Source organism: Streptomyces sp. NBC_00669, from assembly GCF_036226785.1.
In the GTDB taxonomy this organism is placed as follows: domain Bacteria; phylum Actinomycetota; class Actinomycetes; order Streptomycetales; family Streptomycetaceae; genus Actinacidiphila.
This window is the reverse complement of record NZ_CP109018.1, coordinates 4412166-4427439: the sequence shown is the minus strand read 5'-3', so window position 1 is coordinate 4427439 and position 15274 is coordinate 4412166. Positions and strand designations below refer to the sequence as shown.

16 protein-coding genes are annotated in these 15274 nt (G+C 73.3%); 6 read left to right on the top strand and 10 right to left on the bottom strand.

Annotated elements, in window-relative coordinates; translation table 11 throughout:
• Positions 1–135 precede the first annotated feature (135 nt).
• The 3 genes from OG896_RS18260 to OG896_RS18250 all read right to left on the bottom strand — a co-directional run bounded on the left by OG896_RS18260 (position 136) and on the right by OG896_RS18250 (position 1788).
• Complete coding sequence (locus OG896_RS18260; RefSeq protein WP_329366767.1) at positions 136–675, bottom strand: DUF3618 domain-containing protein; 540 nt, start codon at positions 673–675, stop codon at positions 136–138.
• On the bottom strand, positions 672–1073 hold the full coding sequence (locus tag OG896_RS18255) for a phage holin family protein (protein ID WP_328466920.1): 402 nt from the start codon (positions 1071–1073) through the stop codon (positions 672–674). The genes OG896_RS18260 and OG896_RS18255 overlap by 4 nt, the downstream gene beginning before the upstream one ends.
• Positions 1074–1197: 124 nt before the next feature.
• Positions 1198–1788 carry a TetR/AcrR family transcriptional regulator gene (locus OG896_RS18250; RefSeq protein ID WP_329366766.1) on the bottom strand — a complete coding sequence of 197 codons (591 nt, stop codon included), beginning with the start codon at positions 1786–1788 and terminating at the stop codon, positions 1198–1200.
• Positions 1789–1876: 88 nt separating this feature from the next.
• On the opposite strand from OG896_RS18250, the gene OG896_RS18245 reads away from it, so the two are divergent.
• Both OG896_RS18245 and OG896_RS18240 read left to right on the top strand, forming a co-directional pair.
• Positions 1877–2926 carry a zinc-binding dehydrogenase gene (locus OG896_RS18245; RefSeq protein ID WP_329366764.1) on the top strand — a complete coding sequence of 350 codons (1050 nt, stop codon included), beginning with the start codon at positions 1877–1879 and terminating at the stop codon, positions 2924–2926.
• Positions 2927–3057: 131 nt separating this feature from the next.
• Positions 3058–3366 (top strand): hypothetical protein, encoded by a 309-nt coding sequence (locus OG896_RS18240; protein ID WP_329366762.1) that lies wholly within the window; start codon positions 3058–3060, stop codon positions 3364–3366.
• Here OG896_RS18240 and OG896_RS18235 read toward each other — a convergent pair.
• Positions 3293–4153 carry an FMN-dependent NADH-azoreductase gene (locus OG896_RS18235; protein ID WP_329366760.1) on the bottom strand — a complete coding sequence of 287 codons (861 nt, stop codon included), beginning with the start codon at positions 4151–4153 and terminating at the stop codon, positions 3293–3295. The two genes, OG896_RS18240 and OG896_RS18235, sit on opposite strands and share 74 nt — an antisense overlap.
• A 178-nt stretch (positions 4154–4331) precedes the next feature.
• Here OG896_RS18235 and OG896_RS18230 point away from each other — a divergent pair, with 178 nt between their 5' ends.
• The 3 genes from OG896_RS18230 to OG896_RS18220 all read left to right on the top strand — a co-directional run bounded on the left by OG896_RS18230 (position 4332) and on the right by OG896_RS18220 (position 7124).
• On the top strand, positions 4332–5309 hold the full coding sequence (locus tag OG896_RS18230) for a sigma-70 family RNA polymerase sigma factor (RefSeq protein WP_329374104.1): 978 nt from the start codon (positions 4332–4334) through the stop codon (positions 5307–5309).
• A 35-nt stretch (positions 5310–5344) separates the two neighbouring features.
• Entirely contained in the window at positions 5345–6328 is a 984-nt protein-coding gene (locus OG896_RS18225) for an aldo/keto reductase (protein ID WP_329366758.1), read from the top strand.
• Between the two features lie 346 nt (positions 6329–6674).
• Positions 6675–7124, top strand: coding sequence for a type II toxin-antitoxin system PemK/MazF family toxin (locus OG896_RS18220; protein ID WP_329366756.1), 450 nt, complete (start codon positions 6675–6677; stop codon positions 7122–7124).
• 49 nt (positions 7125–7173) lie between these two features.
• Here OG896_RS18220 and OG896_RS18215 read toward each other — a convergent pair whose 3' ends face one another.
• Together OG896_RS18215 and OG896_RS18210 are read right to left on the bottom strand one after the other, a co-directional pair.
• A complete protein-coding gene (locus OG896_RS18215; protein ID WP_329366754.1) occupies positions 7174–7902 on the bottom strand; it encodes a hypothetical protein in 729 nt (242 codons plus the stop codon).
• 360 nt (positions 7903–8262) lie between these two features.
• Positions 8263–9738 carry a VWA domain-containing protein gene (locus OG896_RS18210; RefSeq protein WP_329366753.1) on the bottom strand — a complete coding sequence of 492 codons (1476 nt, stop codon included), beginning with the start codon at positions 9736–9738 and terminating at the stop codon, positions 8263–8265.
• 134 nt (positions 9739–9872) lie between these two features.
• Between OG896_RS18210 and OG896_RS18205 the strand changes: the two genes are divergently transcribed.
• A complete protein-coding gene (locus OG896_RS18205) occupies positions 9873–10520 on the top strand; it encodes a DUF4232 domain-containing protein (RefSeq protein WP_329366751.1) in 648 nt (215 codons plus the stop codon).
• Between the two features lie 83 nt (positions 10521–10603).
• Here OG896_RS18205 and glpK read toward each other — a convergent pair whose 3' ends face one another.
• From glpK to OG896_RS18185, 4 genes are all read right to left on the bottom strand, one after another.
• On the bottom strand, positions 10604–12121 hold the full coding sequence (gene glpK / locus OG896_RS18200) for a glycerol kinase GlpK (protein WP_329366750.1): 1518 nt from the start codon (positions 12119–12121) through the stop codon (positions 10604–10606).
• Between the two features lie 152 nt (positions 12122–12273).
• Positions 12274–13119 (bottom strand): MIP/aquaporin family protein, encoded by an 846-nt coding sequence (locus OG896_RS18195; protein ID WP_329366749.1) that lies wholly within the window; start codon positions 13117–13119, stop codon positions 12274–12276.
• Between the two features lie 194 nt (positions 13120–13313).
• Positions 13314–13790, bottom strand: a complete 477-nt coding sequence (locus tag OG896_RS18190; RefSeq protein ID WP_329366746.1) for a universal stress protein — start codon at positions 13788–13790, stop codon at positions 13314–13316.
• Positions 13791–14002: 212 nt separating this feature from the next.
• Entirely contained in the window at positions 14003–15259 is a 1257-nt protein-coding gene (locus OG896_RS18185) for an SLC13 family permease (RefSeq protein WP_329366744.1), read from the bottom strand.
• Positions 15260–15274 lie beyond the last annotated feature (15 nt).

Genomic DNA, 15274 nt, shown 5'->3' with positions numbered 1-15274 from the left:
TGGAGCGCACTCGATGGCAAGCCCCCGCGTACGGGACCGGCGTACGGGTACGGGCATACGGGCACGGGTTCGGCGTACGGGTTCGGCCCGGCGCCGGCCGACGGGGGCCGGGCCGGGCCGAGCCGGAGCGACGGGTCAGGTGCGGTCGTTGTGACGGGCCCACACGAGGGCGGCGGCCGCCGCCGCGGACAGGGTCGCCGCCGCGACCGCGGGGGCGTAGGAGCGGACGGCGGACACGGCGGTCGCGGCGGACGCGGATACGGACCTGGACGCCGGTCCGGACGCTGATCCAGTGGCTGATCCGGCGGCTGATCCGGTGGCGGGGTAGGCCGCGGCCTCGGCGTCCGGCGCGGCCTCCGGCACGGATACGGGCGCGGCCGGGATCTCCGCACGGTGGGAGCCGGACCCCGCGGAGAGCTCCGCCGCGCTGTCGGGCCCGCCCGTCGAGCCCCCCGGCAGCCGGGACTTGACGCTGCTCGCCGCCTGAGCGGCCCTCGTCCGGGTCCGGTCCTCCGCCGACCGCAGCCGGCCCGCGGTGTCCCGCGCCTTCGCCTTCGCCCGGGACGTGACGTCCACCTTGGCGGCGAGTTCCTCGACGGTCTGGCCCAGCGCCTCGCGGGTCTCGGCGATCTGCCGTTCGAGTTCGGCGAGGTGGGGGTCGGTACGGGGCGTCATCGCTTGGCCCTCTCCTTCAGGATCACCAGGTCCTGGTGAACGCTGTCCACGGTCTCCCCCGGCACGGGTGGCACCGCCCGCTTCACCTCACCGCGGCCGATGAGCGCCGCGATCCCGGCGATGAGCAGCAGCCCGCCCGCCACGATCAGCGCGGACGCCCACAGCGTCAGCGGCATCGCGATCGCGGCGATCGCGGCCGTGATCAGGGCGGCGAGGGCGAAGAACGCCATCAGCCCGGCCGCGCCGAACAGCCCGCCGCCGATCCCGGCCCGCTTGCCCTTCTGCGTCAGTTCGGCCTGCGCCAGCTTCAGTTCCTGTCTGACCAGGTCGGAAAGCTGCTCGGTGCCCTCCTTGACCAGTGTGCCCACCGACCTGGCGGACCCGTTCGCATGCGCCACGACCTTCACCTCCGGCTCCAGGGAGTTGTCCTGCCCGGGTTGCCCGTATTCGCGAACGGAAACATGCGAGCGGATCGAACCCGCGAACCCGCGAACCCGCGAACCGCCCGGGCGCCAGGGCGCCCTACCCGCGAGGCGGCGCGGCGGCCCGCGCCAGCGCCCGCGCCAGCTCCGCACTCCCCGCCAGCGTGTCGACCCCGAGCGTGCCGACCGCGAGCGGCTGCGTCGCCAGCGCACCCTCGTGCAGCACGAGCAGCCGCGTGGCAAGGGTGTCGGGCTCCGCGCACCCGGCCTCCGCGGCGAGGCCCCTGAACAGGTCCAGCAGCCAGAGCTTCTGCTCCGCGGCGACCCGGTGCGCGGGATGCGCGGGGTCCGGAAGCTCGGCGAGCGCGTTGACGAACGCGCAGCCGCGGCGGTTGGTCCCGCTCCAGGTCCGCAGCGCGTCGAAGGGCGCGGTGACGGCTCGGACCGGGTCGTCGCAGGCGTCGACGGCGGCGACGACCAGCGACCGCCAGCGCCGGTCGCGCTCCGCGAGGTAGGCCGCCACGAGGTGGTCCTTGGAGCCGAACCGGTTGTACAGGGTCCGCTTGGTCACGCCCGAGCGCTCGGCGATCAGGTCCACGCCGACCGCCGTGATCCCGCGGTCGTAGAACAGTTCCTCGGCCGCCGCCACGATGCGGCGGCCGGCCGGTGTCATGGGCCGCGTCTCCGGCATCGGGCGCTCCTTCACTGATCGGTGTAGCTGAGCGGTGTACCGTGGGTCGAAGTTCACAGATCAGTATACCTGCGAGGAGGTTCAGGCGATGGGTGTTCCCGAGCGGATGCGCGCGGTGCGGATCGCACGGCACGGAGGGCCGGAGGTCCTCGAACCGGTGGAGGTGGCCGTGCCCGCCCCGAAGGCCGGGGAGGTGCTGGTCCGGGTCGGCGCGGTCGCGCTGAACAACACCGACCTGTGGACCCGGGAGGGCGCCTACGGCCGCCCGGGAGACCCGAAGGCGGCGGCGGGCTGGCGCGGCCCGATCGACTTCCCGCGCATCCAGGGCGCCGACGTGGCCGGCCGGGTCGTGGCGGTCGGCGCCGGCGCGGACGAGCGCCTGATCGGCCGCCGGGTGGTCGTCGACCCGGCGATCTACGACGGTGACGGCCCGGACGCGAACCCGGTGGGCCTGATGGGCAGCGAACGCGACGGTGGATACGCCGAGTACGTGACCGCGCCGGCCGAGCGGGTGCACGACATGACGGAGTCCCCGCTCACGGACGACCAGCTCGCGACGCTGCCGACCGCCTACGGCACGGCGCTGGGCATGATCGAACGGGGCCGGCTGGGCGCGGGCGAGACCGCCCTCGTCTCGGGGGCCTCCGGCGGTGTCGGCCTCGCGCTGGTGCAGCTCGCCCGGGCGCGCGGCGCGCGGGTGCTCGCCGTCAGCAGCGGGCCCAAGATCGACGCGGTACGCGCGGCGGGCGCCCACGAGGTCGTCGACCGCGCACGGGACGTCGCCGGGCAGGTCCGTGCCGCCGCCCCGGAGGGCGTCGATGTCGCACTCGACGTCGTCGCCGGTGAACTGGTGGGCGAGGGGCTGCCGTTGCTGCGCGAGGGCGGCCGGTGGGTGGTGGCCGGCGCGCTCGGCGGGTACGACGTGACCTTCGACGTGCGCCGTCTCTACCTGCACAACACGCAGCTGATCGGCTCCTCGATGCACACGCCCGCGCACTTCGGGCTCCTGATGGACCTGGCCCGGCGGGCCGCGATCCGGCCCGTCGTCGCGGCGACGTTCCCGCTGGACCAGGCGGCTCGGGCCCAGGAGGAACTGGCCCGCAGAGGGCACGTGGGGAAGATCGTGCTGCACCCGTAGGGCCCGGACCGGGCTCCCATGTCGCGGAAAGTGAAAATCGTTACCAGGTATGGTGTTGCGCGATTCCGGGCGTACGCTCATCTGTGGGGAACGAATCGGGACAAACCGATGGTGTAGATCGAGGTGGGCATATGGCGCTGTACAGCTCTGAGACGACCCATCGAAGGGCCCTTGTGCTGAGCGAGGTCGCCGCGGACGGGGCGAGCGGGCTCTCCCGCGTCCTGCGGCGGGCCTCCTCCGGGGACGAGGACGCGGCGGCGATCACCGTATCCGCCCTCGTCCGCTCGGTCCGACCGCTCACCGCGCTCGACGCGCACGAATTCCTGCGACGCGCACACATCCGTGAGACCGACCTCGCCGGTGACATCAGCCCCGGCCAGCGGGTCGCGCTGGTGTCCGTGGTCGACCGTTTCTCCCATCTGCATCCGCCGCGCTTGTAAGCGGCGCTTCTCCACCGGAGGAGGCCCCACCGGCACCTGCGCCCGCACCGGTCCGGGTGCGGCCGGCGTCGCCGTCCACGTCATCGGCGGCGCACGCGACCACCGCCGCGCGGGCCGCGGCCAGCGAGGCGGCGGCCTGCGCGCGGTGCCCGGCCAGGTGCGGCACGAGGTCCGCGAGCGTCGACTCGGCGCTGATCACCCGGACGTTCGCGTCGGCCACCCCCTGCTTGCCGAAGTACGCCCGCAGGTAAGGCGTCTGGAAGTCGTACGCGGCGCGGGGCGTGCCCGGCCGGTAGCTGCCGCCACGGGTGGCGACCACCACGACCCGCGTGGCGGCGAGCAGTGGCGCCCGGGTGCCCGGGGCGGTGAAGGCGCCGGGGAAGCTCACCCGGTCGATCCACGCCTTGAGCAGCGCGGACACCGTGTAGTTGTACATCGGCGCGCCGATCAGCACGGTGCCGGCCGCCAGCACCTCGTCGATCAGCGGCCGGGTCAGCGCCCATGCGCGCCGCTCGGCCGGGTCCCCGATCAGCGCGGCCACGCCGTCCGGCGGGCAGAACCCGTGCCTCTCCACCCGCCGGCCGAGCGCGCAGTAGGCGCTGTCCAGCGGCGGCACCGGATCGGCGGCGAGATCGCGGTACCGGTACTCGTACTGGAGACCGGCCGCGTCGTGCCGCGCCCGCCAGGTCCGCGCGAACAGGGCGGTCAGCCGCCTGCTGACCGAGCCGTCGGAACCGTCGGCACCGGAGTCCAGGTGCAGCAAGGACGCCCTCACGTCTTCCGTCACTACGTCTCCCGTCACTTTCGCCGTGTCGTCTTCGTCAGGAGCAGTGACGGATCAGGGCGCGGAAAGGGGACCGGTGACCGAGTACGACGGCGAGCGGGTGGAGCGGGGCGAGCGGGTGGCGGCAGCGGAGCAGGGTGAACCGGCGGAGCAGGGTGAACCGGCGGAAGCGGCCGGGCCCGTGGAAGCGGCCGGGCCCGCGGACCCGGAGGCACTGGCGGAGCGGTTCGAGGCGCGCCGCCCCCTCCTGCACGCCGTCGCCCACCGGATGCTCGGCTCCGCGAGCGAGGCCGAGGACGCCGTGCAGGAGACATGGCTGCGCCTGGGCCGTACCGACGTCGCCGACGTGGCGAACCTGTCCGGCTGGCTGCGTACGGTGGTGACCCGGATCTGCCTCGACATGCTGCGTGCCCGCGGCTCGCGGCGCGAGGACCTGACCGAGCAGCACGCCTTCGACGAGGTTCCGGGCCCCGCGCGCGGCGGCGGCAGCGGCCGGCCGGAGGACGAGGCGGTGCTCGCGGACGCCGTGAGCGGCGCGCTCCTCGTGGTGCTGGACACCCTGGACCCGGACGAGCGGATCACGTTCGTGCTGCACGACGTGTTCGCCGTGCCCTTCGAGCAGATCGCGCCCCTGGTGGCGCGTACGCCCGGCACCACCAAGAAGCTGGCCAGCCGTGCGCGCCGCAAGGTGCGCGGCACCCCCGCCGTCCCGGCGGAGGAACTCGCCCGCCGGCGCCGGGTCGTCACCGCGTTCCTGTCGGCGATGCGGGCCGGTGACCTCGACGCGATCCTCGCCGTGCTCGCCCCCGACGTGGTGCGCCGCACCGATCCGATCGCGCTCGCACCCGGGGCGGCGGCGGTGGTAAGCGGGGCGCGGGCCGTCGCCGAGGGCACCGCCCTCCTCGCCCACCGGGCGCGGTACGCCGAGCCGGCCCTGGTCGACGGCGCGGTGGGGATCGTGGTGGCCCCGCACGGCCGGCTGCTGCTCGCCCTGACCGTCGCCTTCGCGGACGACGGCCTGATCGCAGGGTACGAGGTGATCGCCGACCCGGACCGGCTGCGCCGGCTGGACCTGGCGGTTCTCGACCTGGCCGTGCTCGACCCCGGGGGGCTCGACGGGGGCGGGCTCGACGGGGGCGGGCCGGGCGACCCCTGGTGACCGGTCGCGGGCGGCCCGGCTCGTAGGCTCGGGGCATGGAACAGCGCGTATTGGGCCGGACCGGCCGGGAAGTGTCCGTGGTGGGGCTGGGGACGTGGCAGCTGGGGGCCGACTGGGGGGAGGTGCGGGAGGAGGACGCGGTGGCGGTGCTGGACGCGGCCGTGGCGTCCGGGGTGACCTTCTTCGACACCGCGGACGTCTACGGCGACGGGCGCAGCGAGCAGCTCATCGGGCGCTACCTGAAGGCGCACCCCGAGCTGGACGTGTTCGTCGCCACGAAGATGGGGCGCCGCGCCGACCAGCTCCCGGAGAACTACAACCTCGACAACTTCCGTGCGTGGAACGACCGTTCGCGCGCGAACCTCGGGGTGGACACCCTCGACCTGGTGCAGCTGCACTGCCCGCCGACCGCCGTCTACTCCACCGACGCGGTCTTCGACGCGCTGGACACGCTCGTCGCCGAGAAGCGCGTCGCGAACTACGCGGTCAGCGTGGAGACCTGCGCCGAGGCGCTCGCGGCGATCGCCCGGCCGGGCGTGGCGAGCGTGCAGATCATCCTCAACGCGTTCCGGCTCAAGCCGCTGGAGGAGGTGCTGCCGGCGGCGGCCGAGGCGGGCGTCGGCATCATCGCCCGGGTGCCGCTGGCGTCCGGGCTGCTCAGCGGCAAGTACACCCGCGAGACGGTGTTCGCGGCGAACGACCACCGCACGTACAACCGGCACGGTGAGGCGTTCGACCAGGGCGAGACGTTCTCCGGGGTCGACTTCGCGACCGGGCTCCAGGCGGCCGCGGAGTTCGCCGAGCTGGCGCCCGAGGGCGCCACACCCGCGCAGACCGCGTTGCGGTGGGTCGTCCAGCAGCCCGGGGTGACCTCGGTCATCCCGGGAGCGCGGTCGGTGGAACAGGCCCGGGCGAACGCGGCGGCTGCGGAGTTGCGGGAGTTGCCGGAGGAAGTGGTGGGCGGGGTGAGGGAGTTGTACGAGCGGAGGGTGCGGGAGCAGGTTCACGGGCGTTGGTGAGCGGACCCTCCGGGGTGGGTGGTGCTGTCGGTTCCGGGACCACCTGCCGGTGGGGGGTTCTCGCGCCGTTCTCCCCCAGAGCTTCGCCTGGGAGGTGCCCCCACGCGCCCCTGGGTTCGTTGCGGGTACTCCTTGAAAAGAAGCTCCTCTGTCGGGGGTGGTGATGCTTGTTTGGGGATCACCTGTCGGCGGGGGTTGCTCGCGCCGTTCCCCGCGCCCCTGGGTATGCGACGGCCCTTCCTTGAAAAGAAGCTGTTGCCCTTGCGGTTTGTGGGCTGGTTTGGGGTTCGCGCATGGGGCGCCCGGGGTTGCCTGATGCGGTGGTGGGGGCACTACGGTCGGGTGGGTGACGACGTTTACTGAGAGTCAGCCTGAGTTTCCGGGGGCCGCGGGCCCGTATGCCACCACGGAGGCGGAGCCGAGGGGGGTGGGTCGGGTGCGGATGGAGTACGCGCCGGTGCATGACGGGGACCCTGATCCGGGGGAGATCGTGTGGACGTGGGTCCCGTATGAGGAGCGGGACGGGCGGGGGAAGGACCGGCCGGTTCTGGTGGTGGCGCGGGAGGAGGGCGGCACGTTGCTCGCGGTGCAGCTCACCAGCAAGCGGCATGACGGCGGGGACTGGCTCGCGCTCGGGGCGGGGCCGTGGGACCGGGAGGGGCGCGACTCGTGGGTCGTGCTCGACCGCGTGCTGAGGCTGTACGAGAAGGGGATGCGGCGGGAGGCGTGCGCGCTGGACCGCGGGCGGTTCAACCTGGTCGCCAACCGGCTCCGCGAGCTCTACGGGTGGGCCTGACCCCCAGGTGTCCCGGTGCCGTCGGCGCCGGGACCACCTGGCGGTGGCGTCAGGACTTCTGAGCGGGCTCCGCCTTGTCCGAGGTCTCGTCCTCCGAGGTGTCGGGCTCCGCCTCGTCCTTGGCGGCGTCCTCGTCCGTGGACGTGGCCTCCGTGTCGGCGTCCTCGGCCGGCTCCGGGGCGGTCTCCTCGGCTTCTTCCGGCTCTTCCTCGGCCTCGAAGTAGGTGTCGAGGACCGTGTCGAGCCGGCTGGTCCACTCCTTGAGCAGGCCCCGCGAGGTCGCCTCGACCTGCGCGTCGTACCACCGGCGCTCAGGCGTGTACACGGTCACCGAGAAGCGCCGCCCGAACCGCGGAGTGTCGATCTCCACCGCGGCGATCTCGTCCCAGGTGAACTCCGCTTCCTCCTCGTCAAGGCGGAAACGCACCCCCACCCGGTCCGCGACGATCGCACCGCGCCGGTCCGAGACGTCGAACACGGGGCCGTCGTCGTCTCCGTCCCCCGCGTCCTCGTCTTTCTCCGCGGCTTCCGTGTCCTCCGCCTCGGCGTCGTCCTCCGCCTCGACCTCAGCGTCCGCCTCGGGCTCCACCTCCGGCTCGGCCGTCGGTTCCGCCTTCAGTTCCGCTTTCGGCTCCTCGGGAGCCTCCGCCTGCTCCGGTACGGCGTCGGCCGTCCCGTCCGCGTCGGAGCGCGGCGGGGTCAGGCCGGGCACGTACGCCGGGTCGAGGCCGGCGGCGGGCACGGACGGGGTGATCGAACCTATGCGCTGCTGCTCCACGGCAAGCAGTATGGCCGATGAAGCTGTGTCGGCAATCGCCGAACCACATAACAACATGGCAGCCCTTGCGTTTATGCCGTCCCGCGGTCCGAATTGCCCCAAAGGTCAGCTATTGCCGTATAGCCAACCACCCCACAGAACCCCATCCACGAAGTACCCGAGCCAACCCAGGGGCGCGGGGAACTGCGCGAGCAACCCCCGCCGACCGGTGATCCCCCAACAAGCATCACCACCCCGGACAGGGGTGCTTCTTTTCAAGGAGTACCCGCAACGAACCCAGGGGCGCGGGGAACGGCGCGAGAAGCCCCCACCGGCAGGTGGTCCCTCAACCGACAGCACCACCCACCCCGGAGGGTCCGCTCACCTAATGATCCGCGCTGCCCTCGCAGACTTCAGCCACGTCGGGAACTCCGCCATGAGCAGGTCGTACAGCTCGCCGTCGTCCCGTTGGCGGGGGTCGCGGCCGGCCGCGAAGAACCCCGCGTTGTCGATCGTGCGCCCCTTGAGCGTGTCGAGCCCTTGGAGGAACTTCAGGCCGCGCGGGCTGCCGAAGCCGACGAACTGCCAGAAGATCGGCAGCGTGGAGCACTCCTGGAGCAGCCGCTTGGTGGCGCCGCGGTCGAAGGGCTCGCCGTCGGTCTGGAAGACCACGTACGCCGGGTCGGTGGCGCCGCACCGCTGGTAGTGGTCGATCACCGCGCGCATCGCGGGGGAGTAACAGGTGCCGCCCCAGGGCAGTTTGCGCTGGAGCGCCTCGACCCGGCCGGTGTGGTTGTCCAGCGAGATCTCGGAGACGAGGTTGACCTGGCTGCCGAACACCACCACGGGCACCACACCGTCGTCGTCGAGGTTCGCGGACAACCCGAGCACCTGCTCGGCGAGGTGCTGCATGGTGCCGCTGCGGTAGTACGACTTCATGCTCGCGGAGTGGTCGAGGACGAGGTAGACCGCGGCGCGCTGACCGGTGATGCCCTGCTTCTGGAGGGAGATCCCGGCCTGCTTGTAGAGGTTGACCAGCGCGGGCGCGGCCTGCTCGACCTTCTCCAGGCTGATCGCGGGTGCCGGCGCGGGTGGGGGCGGGGGCGGGGGCGCCGAAGCTCGCACGGGCACGGGCATAGGCGCAGGCATGGGCGCAGGCATCGGCGGGGGAGCGGTCGGCGGAGCCGCGGGCGGTGGCGGTACGGGCGGCGCCCACGCGGGCGGCGGCGGCCCGAACCCCGGTGCGGGCGAAGGCATTTGCAGGGTGGGCGGCGCGAGCACGGTGTCGGGCACCGTGGGCGGCGACGGCGCGGGCTCCGCGGCGGCCACCGGGGCGGGCGAGGGGGCCGCGGCGGGTGCGTCGTCCACCGACACCCCGAAGTCCCGGGCCAGCCCGGCGAGTCCGTCGGCGTATCCCTGCCCGACCGCCCGCACCTTCCACCCGCCCGCCCGGCGGTAGAACTCGGCGAGCACCACGACGGTCTCGCCGAGCCGGCACGGCGGTGGCTCGAAAGTGACCAGCCGGTCGCCCGAGGTGACGTCGAGGCGCAGGCCGCTGCCGCTGTCGAAGACCGTGCCGGGCTCGTCGGCGTCGACGCTGACCACGACCGCGACCGTGTGCACGGCGGCCGGCACGAGGGCCAGTTCGACGCCGATGGCCTGCCCCTGCACGGTGACGCCGTCCTGCGCCGGGTGGTTGTAGAAGACCAGGTCCGTGTCGCCGCGCACCTTGCGGTCCTCGGCGAGCAGCACCGCCGACACGTCGACGGCGGTGCCGGTCGCGGTGACCTCGGCGCGGGCCCGGCCGCCGTCGAGGGCCGTGTTGCCGCCCGGTGTGAGTGCGATGGCGCCGGCCATGGCCTGCCTCCCCCTGCTGCGTGGTCTGGAGCGTCCCATTCTTGTCGCACCGGGCGCCGGACGGACCGTTGAGACGCGGATTATGTGATGATCGCGCGATGTGGACGACAGTGACCTCGCGGAGACCGCGGCGCGTGAGGACGGCGGTGGTGGCGCTGGCGGTGGCCGGAACCGCGGTGGTGGCGGCCGGCTGCGGGACACAGAGCGGCAGCGGCGCGTCGATGCCGGCGCCGGCGGGCACGGGCGACTTCAGGGTGCACGCCGACACCCTCCCGCCGGGCATCTCCGGCGGCACCGGCGTCCCGTCGTACGGTGTGCCGCCGACCGGCGGGCCCGGTGTCACCACCTCGGCACCCCCCGCCGGCCCCTGTCCCGCCTCGGGTCTGCGGGTGGGCGTCGAAGCGACGGACGCGGCGACGGGGCTGCGCCAGACCACGGTCACCCTCACCAACTGCGGGGCCAAGTCCCTTGCCGTCAGCGGCTATCCGAAGCTGCGGCTGCTGGACGACCACGGCCGTACGGTGGAGGTCCGGGTGCACCACGGCGACGACATCGTCGACAGCGTCACCGACCCCGGGCCGGCCACGACGACCCTGCGCCCCGGCCGGCAGGTCATCGCGATCCTGGCCTGGCGGAACACCTACACCGAGTCGAACGACCCCCCCGCGCTCGCCACCACCCTGGAGTTCACCGTCGCGGGCGCCAAGCAGCGCGTCCCGCTCCACGTCGACCTCGGCAACACCGGCAAGCTCGACGTCACCGCCTGGTACGTCCACAAGTGACCCGCCGGGCACGGCGAAGGCGGCCCTGATTCTCGGTCAGGACCGCCTCGGCGCGGGACGCCCGCTGCTCGCGCGGGTGTCGGCTACTCGACGTCCACCCAGTCCAGGGTGCGCTCGACCGCCTTCTTCCAGCCCTTGTAGCCGGTGTCGCGCTGCTCGTCGGACCACTGCGGCTGCCACCGCTTCGACTCGTGCCAGTGCTCGCGCAGCTCGTCGGTGTCGCGCCAGAAGCCGACCGCGAGACCGGCCGCGTACGCGGCGCCGAGCGCGGTGGTCTCGGCGACCACCGGACGGCTGACCGGCACGCCGAGGATGTCCGCCTGGGTTTGCATGCACAGGTCGTTGGCGGTGACACCGCCGTCGACCTTGAGCACGTCCAGGTGCACCCCGGAGTCCTGCTCCATCGCCTCGACCACGTCGCGGCTCTGGTAGCACATCGACTCCAGCGTCGCCCGGGCCAGGTGGCCGTCGGTGTGGAAGCGGGCCAGGCCGACGATCGCGCCGCGGGCGTCGGAACGCCAGTACGGCGCGAACAGCCCGGAGAACGCGGGCACGAAGTAGATGCCGTCGCTGCCGTCCACGGTCTTGGCCAGCCGCTCGCTCTCCGGCGCGGCCTTGATGATGTGCAGCTGGTCGCGCAGCCACTGCACGGCCGAGCCGGTCACCGCGATCGAGCCCTCCAGCGCGTAGACCGCCGGGGCGTCGCCGAACTTGTAGGCGACCGTGGTGAGCAGGCCGTGCTCGCTGCGCACCGCCTCCGTACCGGTGTTGAGCAGCAGGAAGTTGCCGGTGCCGTAGGTGTTCTTCGCCTCGCCGGGGGCGAAGCACACCTGGCCGACGGTGGCCGCCTGCTGGTCGCCGAGCACGCCGCAGATCGGCACCTCCTGCGAGAGCGGCCGGGAGGTGCGGGTCTTGCCGTACGCCTCGGAATGCGAGGACGGGTTGATCTTCGGCAGCATCGACCGCGGGATGCCGAAGATGCCCAGCAGTTCGTCGTCCCAGTCCAGCGTCTCCAGGTCCATCAGCATGGTGCGGCTGGCGTTGGTGACGTCCGTGGCGTGGATGCCGCCGTTGGGGCCGCCGGTGAGGTTCCACAGCACCCACGAGTCGGTGGTGCCGAAGATCGCGTTGCCCTGCTCGGCGGCCTCGCGCAGCCCGTCGACGTTCTCCAGCATCCACTTGATCTTGCCGCCGGAGAAGTACGTGGCCGGCGGCAGACCGGCCCGCTGCCGGATCAGGTCGCCGTGGCCGTCGCGCTCCAGCGCCTTGGCGATGGAGTCGGTGCGGGTGTCCTGCCAGACAATCGCGTTGCCGTACGGCCGCCCGTTGCGCGGGTCCCACACCACCGCGGTCTCGCGCTGGTTGGTGATGCCGATGGCGGCCAGGTCGGCCGCGGTGATCCCGGCGTTGCGCACCGCGGTCTGGATGACCACGTTGGTGCGCTCCCAGATCTCGGTCGGGTCGTGCTCGACCCAGCCGGGGCGCGGCAGGTACTGGGTGTGCTCCAGCTGGTGCCGGGCCACCTCGTTGCCGTCGTGGTCGAAGATCATGAACCGGGTGCTGGTGGTCCCCTGGTCCACCGCGCCGACGAAGTCCGCCATGGCTAGCTGCCTCTCCTGGATCTGCTGGAGCTCCTGGGTCAACGAACATGTGGGGCAGCCGAGTCGCCTCGGCTGCCCGGGCTCACGTGCGTGGGATCGGCCCCGCGGGACCGGTCCTGCGGGATCAGCCCCGCGGGACCGGTCCTACGGGGTCAGCTCTGCGGGATCGGGGTGCGGCCCTCGGGCTCCGGCGCCGCGCCCGGCAGGAAGCGGCCGACGAAGAGCTTGTAGGCGACGCCGCCGACGAGGCCGCCGACCAGCGGGCCGACGATCGGCACCCAGAAGTAGAGGTTGCCCCACTCGTCCCGCCACGCGTGGCGGTAACCGGTGATGTAACTCGCCAGCCGGGGCCCGAAGTCACGGGCCGGGTTGATCGCGTATCCCGCGTCCGTACCGAACGCCATGCCGATCGCGACGACCACCAGGCCGATGATGAACGGGCCCATGTTCGCGCCGGGCGGGTTGTTGAGCAGGTCGGTCAGGGCCAGGATCAGGATCAGCAGGATCGCGGTGCCGATCACCTGGTCGCGGAACGCGCCCCACTCGTGCACGCCGGCGGCGGGGTTACCGTTGCCCGGCAGGGTGGAGAAGATGAACTGGGTCTTGATGGTGTGGCCGGGGTCGGCCCGCGCGAGTACTTCGGTGTAGTTCCAGCGCACCAGCAGCGCGGCGCAGAACGCGCCGAGGACCTGAGCCGCCATGTACGGCGCGACCTTCTTCCAGGGGAATCCCTTGAAGGTCGCGAGGGTCAGCGTCACGGCCGGGTTGAGGTGGGCCCCGCTGAGCCGGGCCGCCAGGTAGACGCCCAGCGTCACGCCGAGTCCCCAGGCCCAGGAGATGCTGTCGTGGTTTCCCAGACCGCCCGGGGGCGTGGTCAGGGCTCCACCGGCGACGACCTGGGCGACCACGCCGATGCCGAAGAGGAGAAGGATCAGGGTGCCGGCGAACTCCGCGGACAACTCGCCGATCAGCCCTGAGCCGCGTGAACGTGGCGCCATGTCAGCCTGCTTCCCGCCGGTCGTACCGGACCGGCTCTGGCTCGTATTCGCATTTCTGCTCCTACTCAAGGAAGCACGGTGGAAACGGGCTGGCGCGTATGGATGGGCCGTTCAGGGGAGCGCGCTGCGCCGGGCTGCGGGAAGGGCGTCCGGCGCTGTAGAGGTGGCCCCGCGCCGGTCCTGGTGAGGCGGTCCTAGTGCGGGGGCGGGGGAAGGGTGCTGGGGCTGGGCGGGGGCTCGGGCCAGACGAGGAGGACGGGGCAGGGGGCGTGGTCGACGATGAAGCGGCTGTGCGGGCCGAGGCTGTGGGGGCCGAGGCGGGTGTGGTCGCCGTCGCGGGCCAGGACGAGGAGGGCGGCGTCCTCCGCTTCGGCGACGATCTCGCGTTCGACCCGGCCGGTGCGCTGGAGGGTGGTGCAGGGGCGGGCCAGGCGGGCGGCGGCTTCGGCGAGGAGCGCCTGGCCGGCGGAGGTGGCCTGTTCGGACAGTGCGAGGCCGGGGTCGCGGGCCGGGCGGCCGCGGCCGAGCAGTCCGGCGAACGCGCCGTGGGCGGCGCCGGCCACCTCAGGTTCCGGCACGTGCACCAGGACGATGTCGGCGCTGTCGGACGCGTGGCTGCGGACCGCGTCCACGCAGGCCGGCCAGGTGCCCTCGACGATCCAGGCGACCACGGTCTCGGCGCCGCCGGCCCGGTGGGCGCGGCCCGGCTCCGGAGGTTCGTACGGTTCGTGCGGGTCGGACGGCGGGTGGGGTTCGCGCGGCCGGCCGGGTCCGCCGGGTCCGCCGGGTCCACCTGGCCCGTCCGGTCCGCCCGGGCCCCGGGGACCCGGCCGATGCGGGGGCGGCGGGGGCGGCGGGGGCGGCGGGGGCGTTGGCATGGGGGTCACCCTCCGATCACGGTCAACGAGAGCCACAGTGCCACCACGGCGACCAGCAGCGAGGCAGGCACGGCGATCGCGCCGAGGCGGGTGAACTCGCCGAGGTCCACCTCGGCTTCGTGGGCCCGCACGATACGCCGCCACAGCAGGGTGGCGAGAGACCCCGCGTAGGTGAGGTTGGGACCGATGTTGACGCCGAGCAGGACGGCGAGCACCGCGCCCGCGCCGTGCGGCGCGGTCAGCGGGAGCAGGACCAGGACTGCGGGGAGGTTGTTGATCAGGTTCGCCAGCACCGCGGCCAGTGCGGCGAGCGCGAGCAGCGCGGGCAGTCCGGTGCCGCCGGGTACCGCGTGGCCGAGCGCCGAGCCGAGCCCGTGGTCGACCAGCGCGCGGACCACGATGCCGAGCGCGAGCACGAAGGCGAGGAAGGGGACGGCGGCCGACCGGACCAGGGCGCCGGGGGTGGTGCGGCGCCGGACCAGGGCGCGTACGGCGAGTACCGCGGCCCCGGCGAAGGCCGCCCACGCCGGGTTGACGCCGAGCAGCGAGGCCACCACGAAACCGGCGAGCGTGCAGCCGACCGTGGCGAGGGCGAACCGGGGCAGCGGGGGCCGGTCGTCGGACTGCTGCGGGTGCGCGCCGGCGGCCAGGTCGGTGCCGAAGAACCGCCGCAGCACCAGGTATTCCACGCCGATCGCGGCCAGCCACGGCAGCGCCATCAGCGCGGCGAACCGGGTGAAGCTCAGCCCGCTGGCGGCCAGGGCGAGCAGGTTGGTGAGGTTGGAGACCGGCAGCAGCAGGGACGCGGTGTTGGACAGGTGCGTGCAGGCGTAGACGTGCGGTTTGGGGCGGGCGCCCAACCGGGCGGCCGTCGCGAAGACCACCGGGGTGAGCAGCACGATGGTCGCGTCCAGGCTGAGCACCGCGGTGATCACCGAGGCGAGCACGAAGACCTGCCCGAGCAGGCGGTAGGGGCTGCCGCCGGCCGCGCTCGCCATCCAGCCGCCGCACGCGGTGAACAGCCCTTCCTCGTCGCAGAGTTGGGCCAACACCAGGACCGCGGCGAGGAACCCGATCACCGGGCCGAGCTGCTGCGCCTCGGCCCGCGCGTGGTCCAGGGAGATCGCCCCGGTGCCGATCAGTACGGCGGCGGCCGGCACCGCGACGGCCGCCTCGGGCAGGCCCCACGGGCGCACCACCGCGCAGCCCAGCACGAGGACGAGCAGGACGGCGCTGAGCGTCTCGGCGGCGGCGCTGTTCATCGGGCGGTGTTCATA